General features: G+C 67.1%; 20 protein-coding genes and 2 pseudogenes. 13 read left to right on the forward strand and 9 right to left on the reverse strand.

What is annotated here, in order from left to right; all coding sequences use genetic code 11:
- Positions 1–121: 121 nt before the first annotated feature.
- From A5752_RS10015 to A5752_RS10045, 8 genes are all read left to right on the forward strand, one after another.
- On the forward strand, positions 122–799 hold the full coding sequence (locus A5752_RS10015; RefSeq protein ID WP_067084791.1) for an EspK C-terminal domain-containing protein: 678 nt from the start codon (positions 122–124) through the stop codon (positions 797–799).
- 60 nt (positions 800–859) lie between these two features.
- Complete coding sequence (locus A5752_RS10020; protein ID WP_067084793.1) at positions 860–2,038, forward strand: alcohol dehydrogenase catalytic domain-containing protein; 1,179 nt, start codon at positions 860–862, stop codon at positions 2,036–2,038.
- 5 nt (positions 2,039–2,043) lie between these two features.
- Entirely contained in the window at positions 2,044–3,525 is a 1,482-nt protein-coding gene (locus tag A5752_RS10025) for an aminotransferase class I/II-fold pyridoxal phosphate-dependent enzyme (protein WP_067084795.1), read from the forward strand.
- An 82-nt stretch (positions 3,526–3,607) separates the two neighbouring features.
- Positions 3,608–5,458 carry a hypothetical protein gene (locus tag A5752_RS10030; protein WP_067084797.1) on the forward strand — a complete coding sequence of 617 codons (1,851 nt, stop codon included), beginning with the start codon at positions 3,608–3,610 and terminating at the stop codon, positions 5,456–5,458.
- A complete protein-coding gene (locus A5752_RS27725) occupies positions 5,455–5,625 on the forward strand; it encodes a hypothetical protein (protein ID WP_197500588.1) in 171 nt (56 codons plus the stop codon). The genes A5752_RS10030 and A5752_RS27725 overlap by 4 nt, the downstream gene beginning before the upstream one ends.
- A gap of 26 nt (positions 5,626–5,651) precedes the next feature.
- Positions 5,652–6,038, forward strand: coding sequence for a hypothetical protein (locus A5752_RS10035; RefSeq protein WP_067084798.1), 387 nt, complete (start codon positions 5,652–5,654; stop codon positions 6,036–6,038).
- A 2-nt stretch (positions 6,039–6,040) separates the two neighbouring features.
- Complete coding sequence (locus A5752_RS10040) at positions 6,041–7,369, forward strand: hypothetical protein (protein ID WP_067084800.1); 1,329 nt, start codon at positions 6,041–6,043, stop codon at positions 7,367–7,369.
- Between the two features lie 11 nt (positions 7,370–7,380).
- Complete coding sequence (locus A5752_RS10045; RefSeq protein ID WP_067084802.1) at positions 7,381–7,932, forward strand: nicotinamidase; 552 nt, start codon at positions 7,381–7,383, stop codon at positions 7,930–7,932.
- On the opposite strand, the gene A5752_RS10050 is transcribed toward A5752_RS10045, so the two are convergent.
- Positions 7,929–8,750, reverse strand: coding sequence for an enoyl-CoA hydratase/isomerase family protein (locus A5752_RS10050; protein WP_082963826.1), 822 nt, complete (start codon positions 8,748–8,750; stop codon positions 7,929–7,931). The genes A5752_RS10045 and A5752_RS10050 overlap by 4 nt on opposite strands.
- 109 nt (positions 8,751–8,859) lie before the next feature.
- Between A5752_RS10050 and glgX the strand changes: the two are divergent.
- A pseudogene (gene glgX / locus A5752_RS10055) lies at positions 8,860–11,006 on the forward strand (glycogen debranching protein GlgX).
- 15 nt (positions 11,007–11,021) lie between these two features.
- On the opposite strand, the gene A5752_RS10060 reads toward glgX, so the two are convergent.
- The gene (locus A5752_RS10060; RefSeq protein ID WP_067084803.1) at positions 11,022–11,402 is read right to left on the reverse strand and encodes a hypothetical protein; all 381 of its coding nucleotides are present in this window, start codon (positions 11,400–11,402) and stop codon (positions 11,022–11,024) included.
- Positions 11,403–11,795: 393 nt separating this feature from the next.
- On the opposite strand from A5752_RS10060, the gene A5752_RS10065 reads away from it, so the two are divergent.
- On the forward strand, positions 11,796–12,356 hold the full coding sequence (locus A5752_RS10065; RefSeq protein WP_067084820.1) for a TetR/AcrR family transcriptional regulator: 561 nt from the start codon (positions 11,796–11,798) through the stop codon (positions 12,354–12,356).
- Here the strand turns inward: A5752_RS10065 and A5752_RS10070 are convergent.
- The 3 genes from A5752_RS10070 to treS are packed head-to-tail and all read right to left on the reverse strand — an operon-like array spanning position 12,340 to position 15,907.
- Entirely contained in the window at positions 12,340–12,720 is a 381-nt protein-coding gene (locus A5752_RS10070) for a hypothetical protein (protein ID WP_067084805.1), read from the reverse strand. The genes A5752_RS10065 and A5752_RS10070 overlap by 17 nt on opposite strands.
- Positions 12,721–12,728: 8 nt before the next feature.
- The gene (locus A5752_RS10075; protein ID WP_067084807.1) at positions 12,729–14,075 is read right to left on the reverse strand and encodes a maltokinase N-terminal cap-like domain-containing protein; all 1,347 of its coding nucleotides are present in this window, start codon (positions 14,073–14,075) and stop codon (positions 12,729–12,731) included.
- 2 nt (positions 14,076–14,077) lie between these two features.
- Positions 14,078–15,907, reverse strand: coding sequence for a maltose alpha-D-glucosyltransferase (gene treS, locus A5752_RS10080; protein ID WP_067084808.1), 1,830 nt, complete (start codon positions 15,905–15,907; stop codon positions 14,078–14,080).
- A gap of 66 nt (positions 15,908–15,973) precedes the next feature.
- Here treS and A5752_RS10085 point away from each other — a divergent pair, with 66 nt between their 5' ends.
- The gene (locus A5752_RS10085) at positions 15,974–16,774 is read left to right on the forward strand and encodes a HugZ family pyridoxamine 5'-phosphate oxidase (protein WP_067084810.1); all 801 of its coding nucleotides are present in this window, start codon (positions 15,974–15,976) and stop codon (positions 16,772–16,774) included.
- Positions 16,775–16,788: 14 nt separating this feature from the next.
- Entirely contained in the window at positions 16,789–17,373 is a 585-nt protein-coding gene (pyrE, locus tag A5752_RS10090) for an orotate phosphoribosyltransferase (protein WP_067084811.1), read from the forward strand.
- 24 nt (positions 17,374–17,397) lie between these two features.
- Here pyrE and A5752_RS10095 read toward each other — a convergent pair whose 3' ends face one another.
- The 4 genes from A5752_RS10095 to A5752_RS10110 are packed head-to-tail and all read right to left on the reverse strand — an operon-like array spanning position 17,398 to position 21,219.
- Positions 17,398–18,438 (reverse strand): ABC transporter ATP-binding protein, encoded by a 1,041-nt coding sequence (locus A5752_RS10095; protein WP_067084813.1) that lies wholly within the window; start codon positions 18,436–18,438, stop codon positions 17,398–17,400.
- On the reverse strand, positions 18,435–19,217 hold the full coding sequence (locus A5752_RS10100) for an ABC transporter permease (RefSeq protein ID WP_067084815.1): 783 nt from the start codon (positions 19,215–19,217) through the stop codon (positions 18,435–18,437). Before A5752_RS10100 ends, A5752_RS10095 begins: the two co-directional genes overlap by 4 nt.
- A complete protein-coding gene (locus A5752_RS10105) occupies positions 19,214–20,035 on the reverse strand; it encodes an ABC transporter permease (protein WP_197500589.1) in 822 nt (273 codons plus the stop codon). The genes A5752_RS10100 and A5752_RS10105 overlap by 4 nt, the downstream gene beginning before the upstream one ends.
- 53 nt (positions 20,036–20,088) lie before the next feature.
- Positions 20,089–21,219: an ABC transporter substrate-binding protein gene (locus A5752_RS10110; RefSeq protein WP_067084817.1), complete on the reverse strand. Its 1,131-nt coding sequence runs from the start codon at positions 21,217–21,219 to the stop codon at positions 20,089–20,091.
- Positions 21,220–21,373: 154 nt separating this feature from the next.
- Between A5752_RS10110 and A5752_RS10115 the strand changes: the two are divergent.
- Positions 21,374–21,784 (forward strand): annotated as a pseudogene (locus A5752_RS10115) (hypothetical protein); the annotation flags it as partial.

Consider the following 21,784-nt stretch of genomic DNA (forward strand, 5'->3'; position numbering starts at 1 on the left):
TGCAGTCTCGTGGGCTCGGAGATGTGTATAAGAGACAGCCGCTACCCGGCGCCCCTCCGGCACTGATCCCACCCAACTCGCTCAACGTGTCGCCGCAGCACTCAACGTCGACAACACCGACATGGGCTTCTTCTGGGTCACCGGCCTCGCGAAGGACGGCACCATCGTCGTCGCCAACAACTACGGTCTCGGATATATACCCGATGATGTCAAGCTGCCCGACCGCGTCAAGATGGCCACCGCCGACGAAGCCATCCCCGCACACGTCCGCGGCTCCTGGGCGACGTATCCCATTCTTGCGCTTCATGGTTGGGCTCAACACCACAACACCGACTTGCGCGCGGTCATCGCCACCGAGGACCAGTTCAACGGCTTCGACCCCGGTGCCCCCCGAATCGTCCTGCGTCCCGACGACATTCCGGACAACGGCCGCATGGAGGGCCGCCACCGCCTTCAGGTGATATCCCCCGACGCGGCAAGCAAATTGGCCGCCATCACACCAACCGGGCTCAGCGAGGTCCTGCCACCTGCGCCCACCGACGCCACGCCGCCTGAGGATCGCCGCGCTCTGCTGTGGTTCGAGGTCTTCCGTCCACTGCTCAGCAACGCACCCGACCGCGGTCGCGTCCAACTGCTGTGCTTCGTCGACTACGCCGACCACGCCCAGGAACTTGCCCTACACCGGGCGCACACCGCGACGGAAGCCGCCGACCAACGCGCCGCGATCGCCGACTGGATCTACTGGCAGCACCTGAGCGTCCTCATGCAAGACGCCATTTCCACCGGCGCCACCGTCTGACCCCACGTTTGGTAACCGCCCGAATGGGCACGCCTCCCTCAGACCATTGAGGAGGCGCCCATGCGAGCAGTCACGTGGCAGGGTCGTCGGAAGGTTTCCGTCGACAACGTGCCCGATCCGGCGATCAAGGAACCCACCGACGCGATCATCCGGGTCACCAGCACCAACATCTGCGGCTCGGACCTCCACCTCTACGAGGTGCTCGGCGCATTCATGAACGCCGGCGACATCCTCGGACACGAAGCGATGGGCGTCGTCGAAGAGGTCGGGCGCGAGGTCGACGGCCTGCAACCCGGCGACCGCGTCGTCATCCCGTTCAACATCTCCTGCGGCCACTGCTTCATGTGCGACCACGGCCTGCAGAGCCAGTGCGAGACGACCCAGAACCGCGACCAGGGCACCGGCGCCGCGCTGTTCGGCTACTCCAAGCTCTACGGCGAGGTCGCCGGCGGTCAGGCCGAGTACCTGCGCGTCCCCCAAGCCCAGTACACCCACATCAAGGTCCCCGACGACGGACCCGACGACCGTTACGTCTACCTCTCTGACGTCCTGCCCACCGCATGGCAGGCCGTCGAATATGCGGCGGTGCCCGACGGCGGCACCCTGGTCGTCCTCGGCTTGGGACCGATCGGCTCGATGGCGTGCCGGATCGCCGCACACCGCAAGGGCTGCAAGGTCATCGGCGTCGATCTCGTCGACGAGCGGCTCTCCCGCGCACGCGCCTACTGCGACGAGCTCATCGATCTCCGTACCGATGACGCCGACGAAATCGTCAAGAGTCACACCGACGGTCGCGGCGCCGATTCCGTCATCGACGCCGTCGGCATGGAGGCGCACGGCTCGCCCGTCGCCGAGACCCTGCAGACCGCCAGCGGCTTCCTCCCGTCCCCGGTCGGCCGCGTCGTGATGAAGAACGCCGGCGTCGACCGGCTCGCCGCCCTCAATTCCGCGATCGCGCTCGTCCGTCGCGGCGGCACCATCTCGCTGTCCGGCGTCTACGGCGGCGCCGCCGACCCGATCAACATGATGACGTTGTTCGACAAGCAGATTCAGATGCGAATGGGTCAGGCCAACGTCAAGAAATGGGTGCCGGACATCCTGCCGCTGCTGACCCCCGAAGATCCGCTGGGCGTCGAACAATTCGCCACCCACCGACTGCCGCTCGACGACGCGCCCGGCGCGTACGAAACCTTCCAGAAGAAGGAAGACGGCATGGTCAAGGTCATCCTCAAGCCCTGATGCCGATGGATCAGTCCGAAGCTCCGCTGCTCGACGCGCTCGCCGACTACCGACGGCAGAACCGTTACGGCTTCACCCCGCCGGGTCACCGGCAGGGCCGCGGCACGGACCAGCGCGTGCTCGACGTGATCGGCCCGCAGGCCTTCGCCGACGACCTCCTCGCCAACGGCGGGCTCGACGATCGCCGCAGCAGCAACGGATACCTCTCGCGCGCCGAGGATCTCATGGCCGAAGCCGTGGGCGCCGGCGCTGCCTGGTTCTCCACCTGCGGTAGCTCGCTGTCGGTGAAGGCAGCGATGATGGCGGTCGCAGGCGGTGGCTCCAGCGGCATCACCGACGGCGGGGGCCTGCTCGTCCCCCGCGACAGCCACAAGTCCATCGTCGCCGGACTCATCTTCTCCGGCGTTCAACCGCGCTGGGTCACCCCGCGGTGGGACGCCGAGCGGCACTTCAGCCATCCTCCGTCCCCCGACGATTTCCGTCGCGCCTGGGACGAACACCCCGACGCCGCAGGCGCACTCGTCGTCTGCCCGAGCCCGTACGGCACCTGCACCGACCTGCGCGCGGTCGCCGACGTCTGCCACGAACGCGGCAAGCCGCTGATCGTCGACGAGGCCTGGGGCGCACACCTTCCGTTCCACGAAGATCTGCCGACGTGGGCGATGGACGCCGGCGCCGACGTCTGCGTCGTCAGCGTGCACAAGATGGGCGCCGGGTTCGAGCAGGGCTCCGTCTTCCACCTACAGGGCGATCTCATCGACCAGGACCGGCTCTCGGCATGCGCCGATCTGTTGATGACCACCAGCCCGAACGTGCTGATGTATGCCGCCATGGATGGCTGGCGTCGGCAGATGGTCGAGCACGGTCACGAGTTGCTCGGCAACGCGCTCGAACTCGCACGCCGGCTCCGCCACGAGATCGACCTCATCCCCGACGTCGCCGTGATGGAGGACGATCTGCTCGGCGCCGAGGCGTCTCACGACCTCGACCGGATGCAGATTCTGATCGACGTCTCGGGCACCGGCACCACGGGCTACCAGACACACGACTGGCTGCGCACCCACAAACACATCGACGTCGGGATGAGCGATCACCGCCGCATCCTGGTTACCTTGTCCTTCGCCGACGACAAGGCCACCGGCGAGCGACTGCTCGACGCGCTGACCGCGTGGCGCAGGGCAGCCGAGGATTTCGACCCGCCGACTCCCATGCGCCTTCCATCCCCGGAGGAGATCCAGCTCGAATCGGTGCAGTTGCCCCGCGATGCCTTCTTCGGGCGGGTCGAAGACGTGCCCGTGGACAACGCGACCGGACGCATCTGCGCCGAGCAGATCACTCCCTACCCGCCCGGAATCCCCGCCGTCGTCCCCGGTGAGCGGCTCAACGACGCGGTCATCGACTATCTGCGGACCGGTCTGCAGGCAGGGATGAACATCCCCGACGCAGCCGATACAACGCTCGAGACAATTCGCGTTGTCGTTACCTGATACCCCTGGTTTCGGTATCGCGGGTTCTGGCAACATTACCGACCAGTAAGGAGTTTCCTCCGAGATTCGGCAGGTGGGGCATATGACGAGTACGTGGAGAGCTTCAGAGATTTCGGTGCTGGCACAGAGTGAGGGCGGCGGCGCCGCACTCAACGAGATCATCGGTCTGACCGCCGTCGCCGCGGTGGTCGCCGCGTTGATGCTGTGGGTCGGCTGGATGCACCGAACGCACAAGATCGACTGGCTGGCCCGCCTGGGCGACTGGTCCGGACGCCGCTTCAAGCGACCGTCATGGGTCGCCATGCCGATCGCGATCTTCGTCGCGTCGATCATCTGCGCGCTGTTCGGGTTCATTTGGGACGTCAGCCTGCACATCGGCAATGGACGCGACGACGGCGCGCTGGCCAACCCCGCGCACTACTTCATCCTCATCGGCCTGTTCGGCATCTTCGTCGCCGGCTGCACCGCGGTCGTGCTGCCGCGCGGCGAGGAGGAAAAGCCCGGCCCCGCCGCGGTGCGCATCACCGACCACTGGTACGCCCCGGTCGGCGGCTTGGTGATGGCCGGCTGCGGGCTCTACGCCCTGATGGGCTTTCCCCTCGATGACGTCTGGCACCGCATCTTCGGACAGGACGTCACACTGTGGGGGCCGACCCACCTGATGATGATCGGCGGCGCGGGCTTCTCCACGCTTGCGGCGGCCTACCTTGAGCTCGAAGGCAAGCGGGTGCGGGGGCCGGATTCACCGCCCGACGGCATCGGCCTGAAGTTCATCCAGTACCTGGCGTTCGCCGGTGTCCTCATCGGCATGTCCGTCTACCAGATCGAATTCGACTTCGGCGTCCCGCAGTTCCGGCAGGTCTTCCAGCCGATGCTGATCGCCGCCGCCGCGGCGCTCGCGCTGGTCGCCGCGCGTATCTACCTCGGTCGCGGCGCCGCGCTCATCTCCGCGGTCATCGCCATCGGCCTGCGCGGAATCGTCGCCTTCCTGGTCGCCCCGGTGCTCGACGCCCCGGTCAACTGGTTCCCGCTCTACCTCGGCGCTGCTGTCGTGGTCGAACTGGTTGCCCTGACCCCGCTGTACAGGCGTCCGGTGGTCTTCGGAGCGGTCGCCGGCCTCGCCGTGGGCACCGTCGGCCTGTGGCTGGAGTCGCTGTGGATCAACAGCGTCTATCACCTGCCGTGGCACACCAGTATCTGGCCCGAGGCGCTGGCGATGGCGGTGCCCGTCGCGATCCTCACCGGGGCCTGCGGAGCGATGATCGGGATGGTGCTCACGGAGCAGCGGCTCCCGCGCCGGGCCGTGGGCATCGGCCTCGTCGCCTTGACGGTGCTCGCCATCGGCGGTGCGGCCGCCAACGGCCTGCGGTACGAGGTGCCCGAAAACGCCAACGCGACAATCGTTTTGACCGACGTGCCCAGCGACGACGGGGCACGGTACGCCACCGCCGACGTGCAGATCACGCCCGCCAACCTGCTGAGCGAGGATCCGAACTGGGTGTCGGTGCTCGCGTGGCAGGGCAGGCTGGAGAACCAGCGCGGGATGTTCGTCGACAACCTCGAGCTGGTCGGGCCCGGCCATTACCGCTCCACGAAGCCGATGCCGGTATCCGGCGAGTGGAAGACGCTTCTGCGCGTCCACGACGGCCGAATGCTGACGGCGGTGCCGGTCTACCTGGCCGGTGACCCGGGTATCGGCGCGCAGGAAGTGCCCGCCGAGGCGTCGATGACGCGTCCGTTCGTCTCCGAGGTCACGATCCTGCAGCGCGAGCGCAGCCCGGACATTCCGGCGTCGCTGTGGCTGATCGGGTGCCTCGTGGTGCTCGTGTGCTCGCTGGCCATGGTCACGGGAGTGACCTGGGGCGGCGGCCGCATCAACCGGAGCGAGCCCAGCGGCAGTGAAGCCAAGCTCGAGCCGAGCGCGCAATCATGACGGCCGGTACAGCCGACGCCGACGTCCTGATCCTCGCCGACCACTCGGTGTGGATCGCGGTGCCCGCCTTCGCTCCTGCGATCGTCGTCGCCGGGGTGGTGGTCTACATCGCGATGAAGAACCGACGCAAACGAGAAGCCCGATCCGACGGGGAGACCAACACGTGAAACCGATCCACACTGCGATTTGCGTCATGGCCGCGGTGACGCTGCTCGTCGCCGGTTGCGGCGGCTCGCGCAACGACACCGAAAGCAACGGTCCCGCCGAGTCGACGGCGGCACCGGCGAACATGCCGGATCAGCAGCGGCCGACCGATCGCGTCAGCATCGACGTCTCCATCGAGGGCGGCAAGGTCGACCCGACCAACGCCCGAGTGCAAGCCAAGGTCGGTGAGCCGATCGTGCTGCGGGTCAACAGCGACGCCGCCGACGAACTCCACGTCCACTCGGTGCCCGAGCACACCTTCAAGGTGGATCCCAAGCCCGGCCAACAGTTCCAGTTCACGGTCGACGTGCCCGGAAACGTGGAGATCGAGCTGCACGAGCTGAATCGCGTCGTCGCCACGGTGCAAGTCCAGTAGCGATGCGGGAACCGACGGTTTCCGTACTGGCACACGGCCTCGGTGGCTCAACCGACCTGCCGATCCCCTACACCTATGCACTGGTCGGCGCGGCGTGGGCGTTGACGTTCACCTTCGCGGTGGTGGCGCTGGCGTGGAAGAAGCCCAAGTTCGATCCCGCCAATTCGGTTCGCCCGCTTCCCCGTTGGGTCACGACGATCGTCGACGCACCGGCCACCCGGTGGGCCCTTGCCCTCGCTGGGCTGGTGTTCGCGGTGTGGGTCGGCGTCGCCGCCGTCTTCGGCCCTCAAAACAACCAAAATCCGTTACCCGGCGTCTTCTACGTGTTGCTCTGGGTGGGCCTGGTGGCGGTGTCGCTGATCATCGGCCCGGTGTGGCGCGCGATATCGCCTGTGCGGACGGTGCTTCGGCTGTTGGGCGGGCGGTCGCGCGGGCTGGCCTACCCCGCGTGGCTGGGCTACTGGCCCGCCGTGTTCGGCCTGTTCGCGTTCGTCTGGCTGGAGCTCGCAAGCCCCGATCCCGGTTCGCTCAACGCGATTCGTATCTGGCTGCTGGTCTATCTGGTCGTCACTCTGGCCGGGGCACTGCTGTGCGGTGAGCGGTGGTGCACGCGGGCCGACCCGTTCGAGATGTACAGCGTGGTGGCCTCGCGGCTCTCCCCGTTTCGCCGCGACCCTGCGAGCGGCCGGGTCGCCGTCGGCAACCCGTTCGACCATCTCCCGTCGCTGCCGGTGCGCCCGGGCGTCGTCGCCGTCATGGCCGTCCTGCTCGGATCGACTGCGTTCGACAGCTTCTCGGCGATGCCGGTATGGCGGGACTTCGTCGACGACCACTCCTCCTCGACGCTCACGGCGACCCTGATCAAGACCGTCGGCTTGTTGACGTTTGCGGCGGTGGTCGCGGCGACGTTCTCGCTCGCCTCGATCGCCACCGGCGGGGTGAACCGTGACCAGCGCCGCCGGTTGCCCGGCGAGATGGCGCACTCGCTGATTCCGATCGTCATCGGCTACGTGTTCGCCCACTACCTGACGTATCTGATCGAGCGCGGACAGCAGACGATCATCCTGCTCGCCGATCCACTGGGCCGCGGTTGGAACCTGTTCTGGCTGCACGACGCCGAGGTCAGCTACTTCCTCTCGCAGCATCCGGCGGTGCTGGCCACGCTCAAGGTCGGCTTCGTCGTGGCCGGACACGTCGCCGCCGTCCTCGCGGCGCATGACCGCGCCCTGCGCCTGCTTCCGTCGGGCCATCAGCTGACCGGGCAACTGGCGATGATGCTGGTGATGGTCGGCTACACATTCACCGGGCTGTACCTGCTGTTCGGCGGGTAGCGTCAAAGGGCATGAAGGCGCTCATCATCGTCGACGTGCAGAACGACTTCTGCGAGGGCGGATCGCTGGCCGTCACCGGCGGCACCGACGTGGCCCGCAACATCAGCGCGCTCCTCGCGAATCAGACCGACTACGCACACGTGGTGGCCACCAGGGACTTTCACATCGACCCCGGCGACCACTTCTCCGACAACCCCGACTTCGTGAACTCCTGGCCGAGGCACTGCGTCGTCGGCACCACCGGCGCCGACTTTCACCCGCAGTTCTCCTCCGACACGGTCGAAGCCGTCTTCACCAAGGGCGAATACGCGGCGGCCTACAGCGGTTTCGAGGGCACCGACGAGAACGGCACGTCGCTGGCGGACTGGCTGCGTCAGCGCGGCGTCGACGAGGTGGACGTGGTCGGCATCGCTACCGACTACTGCGTGCACGCGACGGCGTCCGACGCCGCCGCCCACGGGTTCACGACCCGCGTGCTGTTGGACCTGACCGCGGGGGTCGCCGCGGAGTCCACCGCGAAGGCCGTCGAAGACCTGCGCGTGGCGGGCGTCGCGATCGCCTAACACTCCGCCGTCGGGTCCTCCGGCTTGCCCGTCCACACCGGCGCTCTGCGCTGCATGAATGCGCGCACGCCCTCCTTGGCGTCCTCGTGCCCCATCAGTCGCAGGTGGATTTCGGTCTCGCGATCGCCGACCGCGGACCGGTCCAGGTCGAACGAATCCCACAACAGGCGCTTGCTGGCTGCCACCGACATGGGGGCGGTGTTCACCGCGATGTCGCGGGCGAGTTCGCGCGCGGCCGGCAACACCTGGTCGGCGGGCAGCACACGGCTACCTAGCCCCAGTTCCACCGCCCGCACGCCGTCGAAAGTGGCTCCGCCGAGCAGTATTTCGGCCGCGTTGGCGATGCCGACCAACCGCGGCAGGACCCAATGCGAGTACGCGTCGCCGACGACCCCGCGCCGCACCTGCACGACGCCATAGCGGCCTTCGGCGGCGAAGAACCGGATGTCGCACTGCAGCGCCAGCGTCAGGCCCAGCCCGATCGCGTGGCCGTTGACCGCCGCGATGACCGGCTTGGGCAGCGTCCACGCGGGCACGTCGATGCCCGCCGCGCTGAACCCAGCCCCCGGCGGGGCGAAGGTGTCCTCACCGGGCGCCAGGTCGGCACCGGCGCAGAACGCCGGCGGAGCGCCGGACAGCACGATCACCCGGATGCGGTCGTCGTGGCCGAGGATTCGGTACGCGTCGGCGAGTTCCTCGCGCATACCGTCGCCGACGGCGTTGCGCTGCCGCGGCCGATTCAGGGTGATGGTCGCCACGCCGTCGTCGACGTCGGTCAGCAGCGTCCGGTAACCGGGCAGGTCGGGGCGGGCGGACACGCGTTTCTCCTGGTTCGTGTGATTTTGATGCCGAGTTGGTTGTGATGCTGCCGCATCGGGCACACCCGTATCGTTCCGTTGTGAGTTGTGTCGTCGTCTGGAGTGAGAATTGACCCAAGCCCCCGCCCCCCAAGCCGCGTCCCATGAGGTCTGGCCGGGTAAGGCCTACCCGCTCGGCGCGACCTATGACGGGACGGGCACCAACTTCGCGGTGTTCAGTGAGGCGGCCGAGAAGGTAGAGCTCTGTCTGTTCGACGCCGACGGCACCGAGACCCGGATAACGCTTCCCGAGAACGATGCGTTCGTCTGGCACGGCTTCATCCCGAACATCGAGCCCGGTCAGCGGTACGGCTACCGCGTGCACGGCACCTACGACCCGCCGACCGGTCAGCGCTGCAACCCGAACAAGCTGCTACTCGACCCGTACTCGAAGGCCATCGACGGCAACTTCGACTGGAACCAGTCGCTGTTCAGCTACAACTTCGGCGACCCCGACAGCCGCAACGACGACGATTCCGCGGCGAGCATGCCGAAGTCGGTGGTCATCAACCCGTACTTCGACTGGGGCAACGACCGGCCGCCGGACTACGAGTACGCCGACTCGGTCATCTACGAGGCGCACGTCAAGGGCCTCACGCAGACGCATCCCGACATCCCCGAGAACATCCGCGGGACGTATTCGGCCGTGGCACACCCGGTGATCATCGAGCATCTGCAGTCGCTCGGCGTGACGGCGATCGAACTGCTGCCGGTGCACCACTTCGCCAACGACTCGACGCTGATCGACAAGGGCCTGTCGAACTACTGGGGCTACAACACGATCGGCTTCCTCGCGCCGGACTCCAAGTACGCTCCAGCCCGAACCCCGGCGGTCAGGTGCGGGAGTTCAAGGCGATGGTCCGCGCGCTGCACGAGGCAGGCATCGAGGTGATCCTCGACGTGGTCTACAACCACACCGCCGAGGGCAACCACATGGGCCCGACGCTGTCCATGCGCGGCATCGACAACGGCGCGTACTACCGGCTGGTCGAGGACGACAAGCGGTATTACATGGACTACACCGGAACCGGCAACAGCCTCAACGTCGGCCATCCGCATTCGCTTCAGCTGATCATGGACTCACTTCGGTACTGGGTCACCGAGATGCATGTCGACGGGTTCCGTTTCGACCTGGCCTCGACGTTGGCCCGCGAGTTCTACGATGTCGACCGGCTGTCGACGTTCTTCGAACTCGTACAACAGGATCCGACCGTCAGCCAGGTCAAGCTGATCGCCGAACCGTGGGACGTCGGCCCCGGTGGCTATCAGGTCGGCAACTTCCCGCCGCAGTGGACGGAGTGGAACGGCAAGTACCGTGACACGGTTCGCGACTACTGGCGCGGTGAGCCGGCGACGCTCGACGAACTCGCTTACCGCTTAACGGGTTCGGCCGACCTCTACGAGCAGACCGGTCGGCGACCCGTCGCGTCCATCAACTTCGTCATCGCCCACGACGGGTTCACGCTTCGCGATCTGGTGTCCTACAACGAGAAGCACAACGAGGCCAACGGCGAGGACAACAACGACGGCGAAAGCCACAACCGGTCCTGGAACTGCGGTGTCGAAGGGCCGACCGACGACCCCGAGGTGAACGCGTTGCGCGCCCGCCAACAGCGCAATTTCCTTACCACACTGTTGCTTTCGCAGGGCGTGCCGATGATCGCCCACGGTGACGAGCTCGGCCGCACCCAGCAGGGCAACAACAACGTTTACTGCCAGGACAACGAACTGTCGTGGATCGACTGGGACAACCCCGACACCGATCTGATGGAATTCACCCGCAAGGTGTCGGCGCTGCGCGCGGCGCACCCGGTGTTCCGTCGGCGCCGGTTCTTCTCCGGGCGTCCGGTGCGCCAGCGCGGTGGTGACGGACTTCCCGACATCGCCTGGTTCGCGCCCGACGGCTCCGAGATGAGCGACGAGGACTGGGAGACCGGTTACGCCAAGTCAATCGCGGTGTACCTCAACGGCAACGGCATCCCCGACCGCGATGTGCGCGGCCAGCGCATCGTCGACGACTCGTTCGTGTTGTGCTTCAACGCCCACTACGAGCCGATCGATTTCGTGTTGCCGGAGAAGAAGTTCGGCGACTCCTGGATCTCGGTGATCGACTCGGCGGCCGACGGCGACGACGAACCGGCGCCGGTCGGCGCCGGGCAAAAGGTGTCCGTCGCCGCACGCTCGGTCATCGTGCTGCAGGCTGCCCCGGAGGAGTAACCGCCGAAGCGGTTGTTATTCGACGACGGGGAAGAACGAGTCGCCGTCCTCGGGCGTGCCGTCGACCTGGCCCTCGTCGCGACCATGCTGTTCGGGGTCGAGGCGATCCACCTGGTCATCGGTGCGCACCTCGGTGTCGCCGCTGGGTTCGCTCATCGGCTCGTTCAGTTCGGGTTGTTCGGGTTCTTCGGCCGCGAGTTTCTCGTCGAGGCTCTCGTCGACCTCACCCTCGGCGTTGATCTTGTCGGCTTCACGCCACTGCTCTGGCGGGTCGACGGTCTCGTCGCCGTCGTCATTGCGCACGTCGTCGGAGTCGAACGCCTCCGTCGGGCGCAGCGTGTCGCCGACGCCGCCGCCGTCGTTGGGTGAATAGCCTGGGTCCGGATTTGCGCTCACAGTTATCCGGTTGCCCACCTGCCGGGTCGCTAAACGCCGCACCGCACCCGGCGGCGCGATTCGCGCCGCCCTCGGATGCCGCGCCACCTTCCCTCGCAACCATGCCGGCTCCGAAACCGCCTGTGCGACACCGTTCTTGGGGGCGCAAATGCCCGACGTGAGCATGCCGGTGTGCTACGGTTTGCCTCACAGCAACCGTGGCCGTCGCGACTGACAGCCAGAGTTGTCACACGCCCGGCGGGGCGAGTAGGAGCCGATGAGCGGCGGCGCCTACCGGCGGCCACGGTTGCCGTCTCGCCTCGTGCATCACGGTTGACTCAACGGTGAACACGCACGTCAAAAATTTTCGTGAGTGTCAGTAAAGGACCCGGAACTCGCCGTATGCTGCCCTCCATGACGGCGCCTCCCAGCACCGGCCGCCGCGTGACCGCCCAAGACTGGATCCAGGCCGGTTTCGACGTGCTCGCCGACGGCGGTCCCGGCGCGCTGCGGATCGGCCGCCTCTGTGACCGTCTCGAGGTCACCAAGGGCAGCTTCTATTGGCACTTCACCGACATGCCCGCCTACCGCGACGCACTGGCGCGGGCATGGGGCAATCTGCACGACGAGCGTCGGCGGCGGTTCGAGGACATGCGTGACGCCGATCCGCGCGTCCGGCTGGCGCTGATGATCCAGACGTTGATGTGCCCGGACCACTGGGCGCTGGAGCGGGCCATGCGGGTCTGGTCGTTGACCGACGCGACGGTGCTCGCCAGTGTTCAGCAGAGCGACGGTCGTGTCCTGGGCGCTGTGCGGGAGGCGTTCGTCGACTACGGATTCGAGCCGGGCGAGGCCGATCTGCGTTCGGCGCTTCTGTTCGCCACTGGCTTGGGCCTGTTGCACGAGGTCGGTTCGACGCCTCGCGAACCCGCGTCGATGAGCGAGCGGGTGCTCGACCTCATGCTTCGCCAATAGGCCGCGATGGTTTGAGCCCGGTTTTGGCGTCCAGGTACTGCAGCAGGTGGTGGGCGGCGAGCTCGATGTCCTTGTGCCGCCATTCGGCTGCCCGGTACACGCAGGCGATGAGCCCCGAGCGGTGCAGCCGCCGAAAATCGCCGTACACGAACGCGTACCGCGCCTTCGTCTCGTCGCGGGCGCCGTCGGTCAGGCCGAGGTGCCAGCGCGCGTAGTCGTCCCAGGAGTGCGACTCGAGATAGGCGTTCTGCGCCTCGGCGCGCGGCTGCACCTCGCCCCAGTCGCTGTCGAGCACGTACTGGCGCGCATCGATGAGCTCGCGGGCCCTGGCCATCGCGGCGTCGTTGAGCGAGTACTTGGCCACGGCCCTGTTCAGCCGACGAGGCGCGCTATCGACTTCAAGGGGATCGGCAGCCAGCTCGGCCGGAAGCGCGCTTCGTACGCCGCTTCGTACACCGCCTTGTCCAATTCGTAGGCCGCGAGCAGCTGGCCGGAGTCGCGCGGGTCGGTGCCGGACACCTCCGCGTAGCCCTCGCAGAACGACGCGGCGTTGCGGTCCACCCACTCACGGGCGCGCGCGCCGAGTTGACGGTCGTGGTCCTCGTCGAAGGACTGTTCCATCAGCCGTTGGTACGCGGCGTATTCGAAGGACCGCAGTATCCCGGCCACGTCGCGAAGCGTGGAGTCCGGCCGGCGGCGCTCCTCAAGCGGTTGGCCGGGCTCGCCCTCGAAGTCGATCAGCAGCCAGCCCTCGGGGGTGCGCAGCACCTGGCCGAGATGCAGATCGCCGTGGATGCGCTGCACCGTCACTGTGTCCTCCGACAGCTTGCGGTAGCGCTCCTCGATCAGCGGCGCGTACTGCTCCAGGTCGGGTACCGACTTGGTCGCCGACGCCAGTCGCTCCAGCGCGGTGTCGGTCGGGAACAGCGTGGTCTCGGTGCCGAGTTCGTCGGCAAGCGTGGCGTGCACGGACGCGACCGCCTCACCGAGCCGGTACGACTCGCCCGCGAAGTCACCGCCGACCTCGTCGGCGTACAGGTCGCCCTCGGCGAACAGATCGCGGGTGCTGGCGGTCGCCATGTCCCAGCCCTCGGCCGACGTCGCGGCGAACTCGGTGACCATGCCCAGCGCGCACGGCTCACCGTCCTCGCTGCCGTCCCAGTTCGTCTCGAACGAGCCGAGGAGCCGTGCGACATGCGGATTGTCGGCGCGGGCCAGTACGCGGTTCAACTCGATGTCGGGGTTCGTGCCCGGCGTGATCCGGCGGAACAGCTTGAGGATCGCCTTCTCCTCGAAGACCACGCTGGTGTTGCTCTGCTCGGCGGCCGACACCCGCGGCGCCGCATCCAGCGGCAACTGCACGTCGGGCTCCTTGACGAAGCGCACCACGTCGGCTCCGGACCCAACCGTCGCCGACGAGTCGATCAGCGACAGCAGGTACTGGGCCGAGGTCGGGTCGTAGAGCGCGTCGTAGGCGGTGCGGTCACCGTCGGCTCCGATGGTCGCGACCTCCGCGTACTCCTCTATGGGACCGGTGTTCCAGCGCACCAACACCTGATAGCGCTCGCTCGAACCGTCGGTGTACGACACGTCGAGCAGCACCAGGTCCAGGTCGTCGCGCAGACCGACGCACGCGGACTGCTCTACCGAGGCCAGCTCACGGCTGCGGCCGGCGTACCACCGCTGCTGCGGTAGCCACTCGTCGAACGGAAGGTTCATGACTACTCTCCAGGCTCCGGGCTGGGCGGCTTCAGCGAGAACCAGTAGAAGCCGTGGCCGGGCAGGGTCAGTAGATAGGGCAGCTGGCCGATGCGGGGGAATTCCACGTATCCGGTCATCTCGATCGGCGTGTATCCGTTGTAGGCCTGCAGGTTCATCTCGATCGGCTGGGGGAAGCGCGAGAGGTTGTTGACGCAGAGCACGGTGTCTTTCCCGCCGTCCCGCCCGCCGTCCTTCGTCCCGTTCTCCCTCTCGACCTCCCGGACATACGTCAGCACCGACGGGTTGGAGCCGCCGAGCTCGTGGAAGCTGCCGATCGCGAACGCCTCGTGGCGGCTGCGCACCGCGAGCATCGTGCGGGTCCAGTTCAACAACGAGGTCGAGATGTCGCGCTGCGCCTCGACATTGACCGCTTGGTAACCGTAGATCGCATCCTGGTTCGGCGGCAGATACACGCGCCCGGGCGTCGCGGTCGAGAAGCCGGCGTTGCGGTCGGGCGTCCACTGCATCGGGGTTCGCACTGCGTCGCGGTCGCCGAGCCAGATGATGTCGCCCATCCCGATCTCGTCGCCGTAGTACAGCACCGGCGAACCGGGCAGCGACAGCAGCAGCGCGGTGAACAACTCCATCTGGTTGCGGTCGTTGTCCAGCAGCGGCGCCAGCCGTCGGCGGATCCCGACGTTCGCCTTCATCCGCGGATCCTTGGCGTACTCGGAGTACATGTAATCACGCTCTTCGTCGGTGACCATCTCCAGCGTCAACTCGTCGTGGTTACGCAGGAAGATGCCCCACTGCGCCATCTCCGGAATATCTGGGGTCTGCGCCAGGATCTCCGAGATCGGGAACCGCGACTCGCGGCGGACCGCCATGAAGATGCGTGGCATCAGCGGAAAGTGGAACGCCATGTGGCATTCGTCGCCGCCGGTGTCCGGGTCACCGAAGTACTCGACCACGTCGGCGGGCCACTGGTTGGCCTCGGCCAGTAGCACCCGGCCCGGGTACTCGTCGTCGATCACCTTGCGGCAGTGCTTGAGGAATGCGTGTGTCTCGGGCAGGTTCTCGCAGTTGGTGCCCTCGCGCTCGAACAGGTACGGCACCGCATCCAACCGGAAGCCGTCGATACCGAGGTCGAGCCAGAACCGCAGGACGTCGAGCATCGCCTCCTGAACGGCGGGGTTGTCGTAGTTCAGGTCGGGCTGGTGGCTGAAGAACCGATGCCAGTAGAACTGCCGTCGCACCGGGTCGAAGGTCCAGTTCGACTCCTCGGTGTCGACAAAGATGATCCGGGCGTCGGAGTACTTGTCGCTGGTGTCGCTCCACACGTAGAAGTCGCCGTACGGTCCGTCGGGATCGCGGCGCGATTCCTGGAACCACGCGTGCTGGTCGGACGTGTGGTTCATGACGAGGTCGGTGATGACGCGGATACCGCGACGGTGGGCGGCGTCCAGGAGCTCGACGAAGTCGTCGACGGTGCCGAACTCGGGCAGCACCTTGTAGAAATCGCGGATGTCGTAGCCGCCGTCGCGCAGCGGCGAATCGTAGAACGGCGGCAGCCAAAGGCAGTCCACGCCAAGCCACTTCACGTAATCCAATTGCTCGGTCAGGCCGCGCAGATCGCCGATGCCGTCGGAGTTGGAGTCGTAGAACGCGCGCACCAGCACTTCGTAGAAGACGGCGCGTTTGAACCATGTTCGGTCCTCGGGCAACACCCGGGCGTGGCCGAAGTCTCCGGCGGTGGGGTGCTCGACGACGCCGTCCTCGACGTGACTGCCCTCCGCCGGATCGTGGTCGGCGGATACGTCGGATGCTGAGACACCGCTGTGCTGTTCCATACGGTTTTCAACCTACCCACGTGACGGAGAAACGAATCGGCGGAAATCTCTGGGTATCGTTCGGGCGTGGCCACTCGTGATCACGGCGACCCGGGCGACGCGCCGTCGATTCCTCCGCCGTTGACGGAGGTCGTCAACTCCGTCCGCCCGTCGGCGGCCGAGGAAGCTCGGACCATCGCTGCATCCACTAATACCGCAACTCTCGCGACGTTGACGGCCGACGGCGACCCGTGGGCGTCGTTCGTGACGTACGGCCTGCTCGGCGGCGACCCGGTGTTGTGCGTGTCGAATCTCGCCGAACACGGCCGCAACCTGTTGGCCGACCCGCGAGCGAGCCTCGCGATCGTCGCGCCGACGTCGGAGTCCGATCCGCTGGCCAGCGGGCGGGTCACCCTGGCCGGGGTGGTGGAGCGGCCCTCCGGCGACGAACTCGCCGCAGCGCGCGAGGCACACCTGTCGGCCGTCGCGGCCGCGAAGTACTACATCGACTACAGCGACTTCACGCTGTGGGTCCTGCGGGTGCGGCGGGTGCGCTGGGTCGGCGGCTACGGGCGGATGGATTCGACGACGGGTGAAGCGTATTCGGGGGCCAGCCCCGATCCGGTACAACCGCTGGCGGGCGGGGCGATCGCGCACCTGAACGCCGACCACTCCGATGCGCTCGTCGCGATGGCCAAGGTGCTGGGTGGCTACCCGGACACCACCGCGGCGACCTGCACCGGCGCCGACCGGTACGGCCTCGACCTGCGCCTGACCACCGAGCGGGGGCTGGCCTACACCCGCATCGGGTATCGCGAGCCACTGGGCTCCATCGATGAATTGCGTTCGGCCGCCGTCGAGCTGACGCGCCTGGCGCGCCGCGGCTGAAATACGATCACCCCATGACTGCTGCGGCTTCCTCCGGGCGACCGGCCACCTGGCAAGCGGCGTTCGACCTGATCGCCACCCGCGGACACGAGCGCCGCGACGAGCCGTTCCGCCTGGCCAGTGGCCAGCTCAGCCATGACTACATCGACGGCAAGTACGCCATCGACACCGGTGAACGGTTGACGGTCGTCAGCCGCGCGGTCGCGGAGCTGGCCGAGAGCCGCGGCATCGAGTTCGACGCCGTCGGCGGACTCACGATGGGCGCCGATCCGCTGGCGCACGGCGTCGCGATGGTGACCGGCAAGGCGTGGTTCTCGGTCCGCAAGGAGCAGAAGAAGCGCGGCCGTGAGCAATGGATCGAGGGCACCCGCATCGAACCGGGCATGCGGGTGCTGCTGGTCGACGACGTGATCAGCACCGGCGGCTCGACCGAGATCGCGTTCGAGCGGGTGACCGAGGCGGGCGCCGTGGTCACCGGGGTGATTCCGATGGTGGACCGCGGCGACATCGCGGCCAAGCGCTTCGCCGCCCGCAACGTGCCGTTCGCGGCGCTGGTCACCTACCGCGATCTCGGCATCGAACCGGTCAAGGACGTCTAGCCCCAGCTCCCGCGAACGGCGGGGTCAGGTCGGCACGACGAGCACGCCGTCGGAAACGACGCCGACGGTCACGCGGTCGCCGGGTGCGAAGCCGCGCGCCGCCGCGCTGGCCATCTGAGCGCTGATGACCGTGCCGTCGACCATCGCGGCGTAGACGCGGGAGATCGCGCCGAGGAAGGCCACCGAGCTGACGGTCGAGGTGCCGGCCGGGTCGGCCGTCACGGTCACCGACTCCGGGCGCACCATCGCCATACCGCTGCCTGACCCGACCGATCCCGCCAACGCCGGCACCGATGTGCCGAGCAGTTCGGCCTGCCCGCGCGAAACCGTCGCGGGCACTTTGTTGTTCAGGCCGACGAACTCGGCGACGAAGGGCGTCGCCGGGTTGGCGTAGAGCTCCGCGGGCGCGGCGACCTGTTCGAGTTTGCCCTGGCTCATCACGCCGACGCGGTCGGCGACGGCGAGCGCCTCCTCCTGATCGTGGGTGACGAACAACGTCGTCGTGCCGACGTCCAACTGCACGCGGCGGATCTCGTCGCGCAACTGGGACCGAACCTTGGCGTCCAGGGCCGACAGCGGTTCGTCGAGCAGCAGCACCCGCGGCTGGATCGCCAGCGCGCGGGCCAGCGCCACGCGTTGCTGTTGGCCGCCGGACAGCTCGCTGGCGAACTTGTCCTTGTGTTCGGACAACCCGACCAGGTCCAGCATGTCGGCGGCCCGGGACAGCCGGTCGCGCTTGCCGGTCCCGCGCATCTTCAACCCGAACGCGACGTTGTCGAGCACCATGAGGTGAGGAAACAGGCTGTAGGCCTGAAACACCATGCCCATATCGCGTTTGTTCGCCGGTACACCGCCGACGTCTCGCCCGCCGACGGACACGGTTCCGGACGTGGCCTTGTCGAGTCCGGCGAGGATGCGCAGCGCCGTGGTCTTACCGCAGCCCGACGGGCCCAGCAGCGCGACGAGTTCGCCGGGTTCGATCCTCAGCGTCAACCCGTCGAGTGCCTTCACCGTTCCGTAGACCCGCGTCAGATCGTTGAGTTCGACGGCAACTCCGGCGGTCATGCGGTCACTCCCTGAACTCGGCGGCGGCCCCGGGTGAGCAGCGAAAGCCCCATCAGCAGAACGAAACCCAGCAGCAGCACGGCCAACGACGCGGCCACCGAGGTGGGTCCGTCGGCCTTGCCGATCGTCACGATCTGCACTTGCAGCGTCTGGTAGCCGCTCAGCGAGGCGATCGTGTACTCGCCGAGCACGACGGCGATCGATATGAAGGACGCGGACAGGATGCCGGGCCAGATGTTGGGCACCACGACCCGCAGGATGGTCGTCGTCCATCCGGCGCCCAGCGATCGTGCGGCCTCGGTGAGCGTCTGCAGGTCGATCGATGACAACGCCGCGTCCAGCGCGCGGTAGGCGAACGGGAACACCAACACGATGTAGACGAACGTCAACGTCAGCGCCGATTCGCCGAGGAAGTACGTCACCCAGAGATACACATTGCGCAGTCCGACGACAATGACCAACGCCGGAATCGTCAACGGCAGCAGGCACAAAAATTCGACGACGCCCTTCGCCCACGAGGCCCGCAGGCGCACCCAGATCATCGTGGGCAACAGGATGACCAGCATCGCGAGCACGGTGAACACCGCGAGCAACAGGGAGACCACGATGGCCTGATACAGGGCGTCGTCGGCCACCAGGTTCGTCCACGCGCGCAGCGTCCGCCCACCAGCGACCAAATTGCGCGTCGAGAAATCCGCCATCGCGTAGAGCGGGAAAAGGAAGAACACGCCGAACAGCAACCACAAGGCGGCCCGAATCACCTTGGCGCCGGACGTCATCGGAGCCACCTCGCGGTGCGCCGCACCAACCTGCTGTAGGCCACCATCACCATCGCGACCACCACGATCATCTCCAGCGCCAGCGCATACGCGAACCCGGTCTGCCCCAGCACCACCTCGCTGGTGAGCGCCGCCCTGATCAACAGCGGCACGATCGGGCTACCCTGGCTAACCAACGCGGCGGCCGTCGCGTACGCGGCGAATGCGTTGGCGAACAACAACAACGCCGACCCCAGGAAAGCGGGCGTCAACAACGGCACGACGACCTCGCGGAAATACTGCAGCCGGGAGGCGCCCAGACTCAGCGCCGCCTCGCGCCACTGCTCGCGCAGGCCCTCGAGTGCCGGCACGAACACGATCACCATCAGCGGGATCTGGAAGTACGTGTAGACGAGGATCAGGCCGGGCAGCCCGTACAGCCATCCCGATGCGGCCAGGTTCCAGTCGAAGAGCTGCTGGACCCACAGCGTCAGCACGCCGTTCAGCCCGATCGTCGCCAGGAACGCGAAAGCCAGTGCGACACCGCCGAACTGCGCGAGCACGCTGCACAGCGCCAGCACGGCGCGTCGCACCATCGACGTCGGCGCGCTGGACACGATCAGCCAGGACAGCGCCGCGCCGAATGTCGCGCCGATCAGCGCGGTGCTGGCCGACAACACGACGCTCTTACCCAGGGCCGACAGTGCGGCGCCGGAAAACAACGCGTGGATGCGATCCAGCGAGAACACACCGTCGGCGAAGAACGCGTTGACGATCACCGTCATGGTCGGAATCAGCAGGAACACCACCACCACCGCCAGGAACGGCAGCAGCGGCACGGTGTCTCGTGCGGTGTCCCGCAGCCTCTTCAGAGTTGCTCCTCCGTGTGCGGTCAGCCGATCGCGGCGGCCCAGTGCTCGGACAGGTACTTGGTGGCCGCCTCGGTCTGCTGCGGTGACGGCACCGTCACCGGGCCGTCGATGACGGGCAACGACGCCGCCGCGGTCTTGTCCAACGTGCCGTCGACGGTCATGTTGTCGGCGCGGACCGGGCGCACGCCACCGAGCGCGAACAGGTTCTGCCCCTCGTCGCTGTAGAGGAACTCCTGCCACAACCGTGCCGCGGCGGGATGCGGCGCGTCCTTGTTGATCGCCTGATAGTAGAAACCGGCGACGGCGTAGTTCGGCGGCACCAGAACCTGCCACGACGGTAGCTTCTTGGTCTCGGCCGCGTTGGTGTAGTTCCAGTCGATGACGACCGGGGTCTGGCCGGAGCCGATGGTGGCGGGCGTCGGGTCGACGGGCAGGAAGTTGCCCGCCTCGGCCAACTTTCGGAAGAACTCGACGCCCGGCGCGATGTCGTCGGCCGAACCGCCTTGGGAGAGAGCGACCATCAGCACGCCCGAGAACGCGGCGCCCGCCTGGGTCGGGTCGCCGTTCAGTGCGACCTTGCCGCGGTACTCCGGCTTGAGCAGGTCCTCGATGCGCGTCACCGGCGGCACCTTGGCCGAGTCGTAACCGATCGACATGTAACCGCCGTAGTCGTTGACCCAGGTTCCGTCCGCATCCTTGAACGCGGCAGGTATGTCATCGAAATTGACCACCTTGTAAGGCGCGAACATCGAGGTGTTGGCCAGTGCGACCGACTGGCCGAGATCGAACACGTCGGGCGCGGAGCTCCTGCCCTTCTGCTGATTGGCCGCGTTGATCTCGTCCTGGCTCGACGCGTCGGGCTGCGCCGAGTTGACCTTGATGCCGTATTTGTCCGAGAACGCCTTGATGATCGCGCCGTAATTCGCCCAATCCGGCGGCAGCGCAATCACATTGAGCGCGCCCTCCTTCTTGGCCGCTTCCACCAACCCGTCGATGCCGCCGAAATCCTCCGCCGAAGTGGCTTCGGACGCCTTGACTCCGGACTGTGTCTGCTCGCCATCACCGTTCTTTTCGGGCGGTGCGCACGCAACCGAACCGGCCAGCAGCAGAACGGATGCGGCGAACGCGGCCGCCAGCGAGGTGATCTTCATTGCGAACCTTCCGATGGTCGGGAGACGGCAGCGGTCACCGCAGTGAATGACTCCATGCGAGGCGCTCGAAACCCTATCGCGGTGAAAACAATGGCGTGCAACTTCCATCGGAGTTTGCCAGGCCGCCCGCTTGGTGCGGCGTTAGCATTCTCGTGTGGCGCAACGCGAAGCCTCGGGGGACTTCGACTATTTGATCGACGACACGGTCGACGTCGAGGATGCCGCCGATTCGGGGGCGCAGACGCAGGCCGACTTCTTCGATCCCGAGAAGGCGCCGGGCCGCGATATGAGGTTCGACGCGTTCGACGAGGACACCTGGTACTTCGAGCCGGCTCCGCCGCCCTGGTACCGGACCAGACTCAATCTCTGCATCCTAATCGCCGCCGCGATCGCGGCCATCGCACTCGTCGTCTCCGTTGTGCTGCTGGTGGTCCGTGCGCCCGAACCGGCCGTCGACCGCAACGACAAGCCGGTGCGCCCCTCCGTCCAGACCACGGCCCCGCCGCGCACACCGTCGCCGCGCAACGAGTCACCCCCGCCGCCACCGCCTCCCCCGCCGCCGCGT

Source organism: Mycobacterium sp. 852002-51961_SCH5331710, assembly GCF_001665535.1.
In the GTDB taxonomy this organism is placed as follows: domain Bacteria; phylum Actinomycetota; class Actinomycetes; order Mycobacteriales; family Mycobacteriaceae; genus Mycobacterium.

Bases quoted from the DNA above. Each gene is read 5' to 3' on its own strand.
- A5752_RS10015 (WP_067084791.1), top strand. From the start codon at position 122: ATGGGCTTCTTCTGGGTCACCGGCCTCGCGAAGGACGGCACCATCGTC.
- A5752_RS10020 (WP_067084793.1), top strand. From the start codon at position 860: ATGCGAGCAGTCACGTGGCAGGGTCGTCGGAAGGTTTCCGTCGACAAC.
- A5752_RS10025 (WP_067084795.1), top strand. From the start codon at position 2,044: ATGGATCAGTCCGAAGCTCCGCTGCTCGACGCGCTCGCCGACTACCGA.
- A5752_RS10030 (WP_067084797.1), top strand. From the start codon at position 3,608: ATGACGAGTACGTGGAGAGCTTCAGAGATTTCGGTGCTGGCACAGAGT.
- A5752_RS27725 (WP_197500588.1), top strand. From the start codon at position 5,455: ATGACGGCCGGTACAGCCGACGCCGACGTCCTGATCCTCGCCGACCAC.
- A5752_RS10035 (WP_067084798.1), top strand. From the start codon at position 5,652: ATGGCCGCGGTGACGCTGCTCGTCGCCGGTTGCGGCGGCTCGCGCAAC.
- A5752_RS10040 (WP_067084800.1), top strand. From the start codon at position 6,041: ATGCGGGAACCGACGGTTTCCGTACTGGCACACGGCCTCGGTGGCTCA.
- A5752_RS10045 (WP_067084802.1), top strand. From the start codon at position 7,381: ATGAAGGCGCTCATCATCGTCGACGTGCAGAACGACTTCTGCGAGGGC.
- A5752_RS10065 (WP_067084820.1), top strand. From the start codon at position 11,796: ATGACGGCGCCTCCCAGCACCGGCCGCCGCGTGACCGCCCAAGACTGG.
- A5752_RS10075 (WP_067084807.1), bottom strand. From the start codon at position 14,075: ATGAACCTTCCGTTCGACGAGTGGCTACCGCAGCAGCGGTGGTACGCC.
- treS (WP_067084808.1), bottom strand. From the start codon at position 15,907: ATGGAACAGCACAGCGGTGTCTCAGCATCCGACGTATCCGCCGACCAC.
- pyrE (WP_067084811.1), top strand. From the start codon at position 16,789: ATGACTGCTGCGGCTTCCTCCGGGCGACCGGCCACCTGGCAAGCGGCG.
- A5752_RS10095 (WP_067084813.1), bottom strand. From the start codon at position 18,438: ATGACCGCCGGAGTTGCCGTCGAACTCAACGATCTGACGCGGGTCTAC.
- A5752_RS10100 (WP_067084815.1), bottom strand. From the start codon at position 19,217: ATGACGTCCGGCGCCAAGGTGATTCGGGCCGCCTTGTGGTTGCTGTTC.
- A5752_RS10110 (WP_067084817.1), bottom strand. From the start codon at position 21,219: ATGAAGATCACCTCGCTGGCGGCCGCGTTCGCCGCATCCGTTCTGCTG.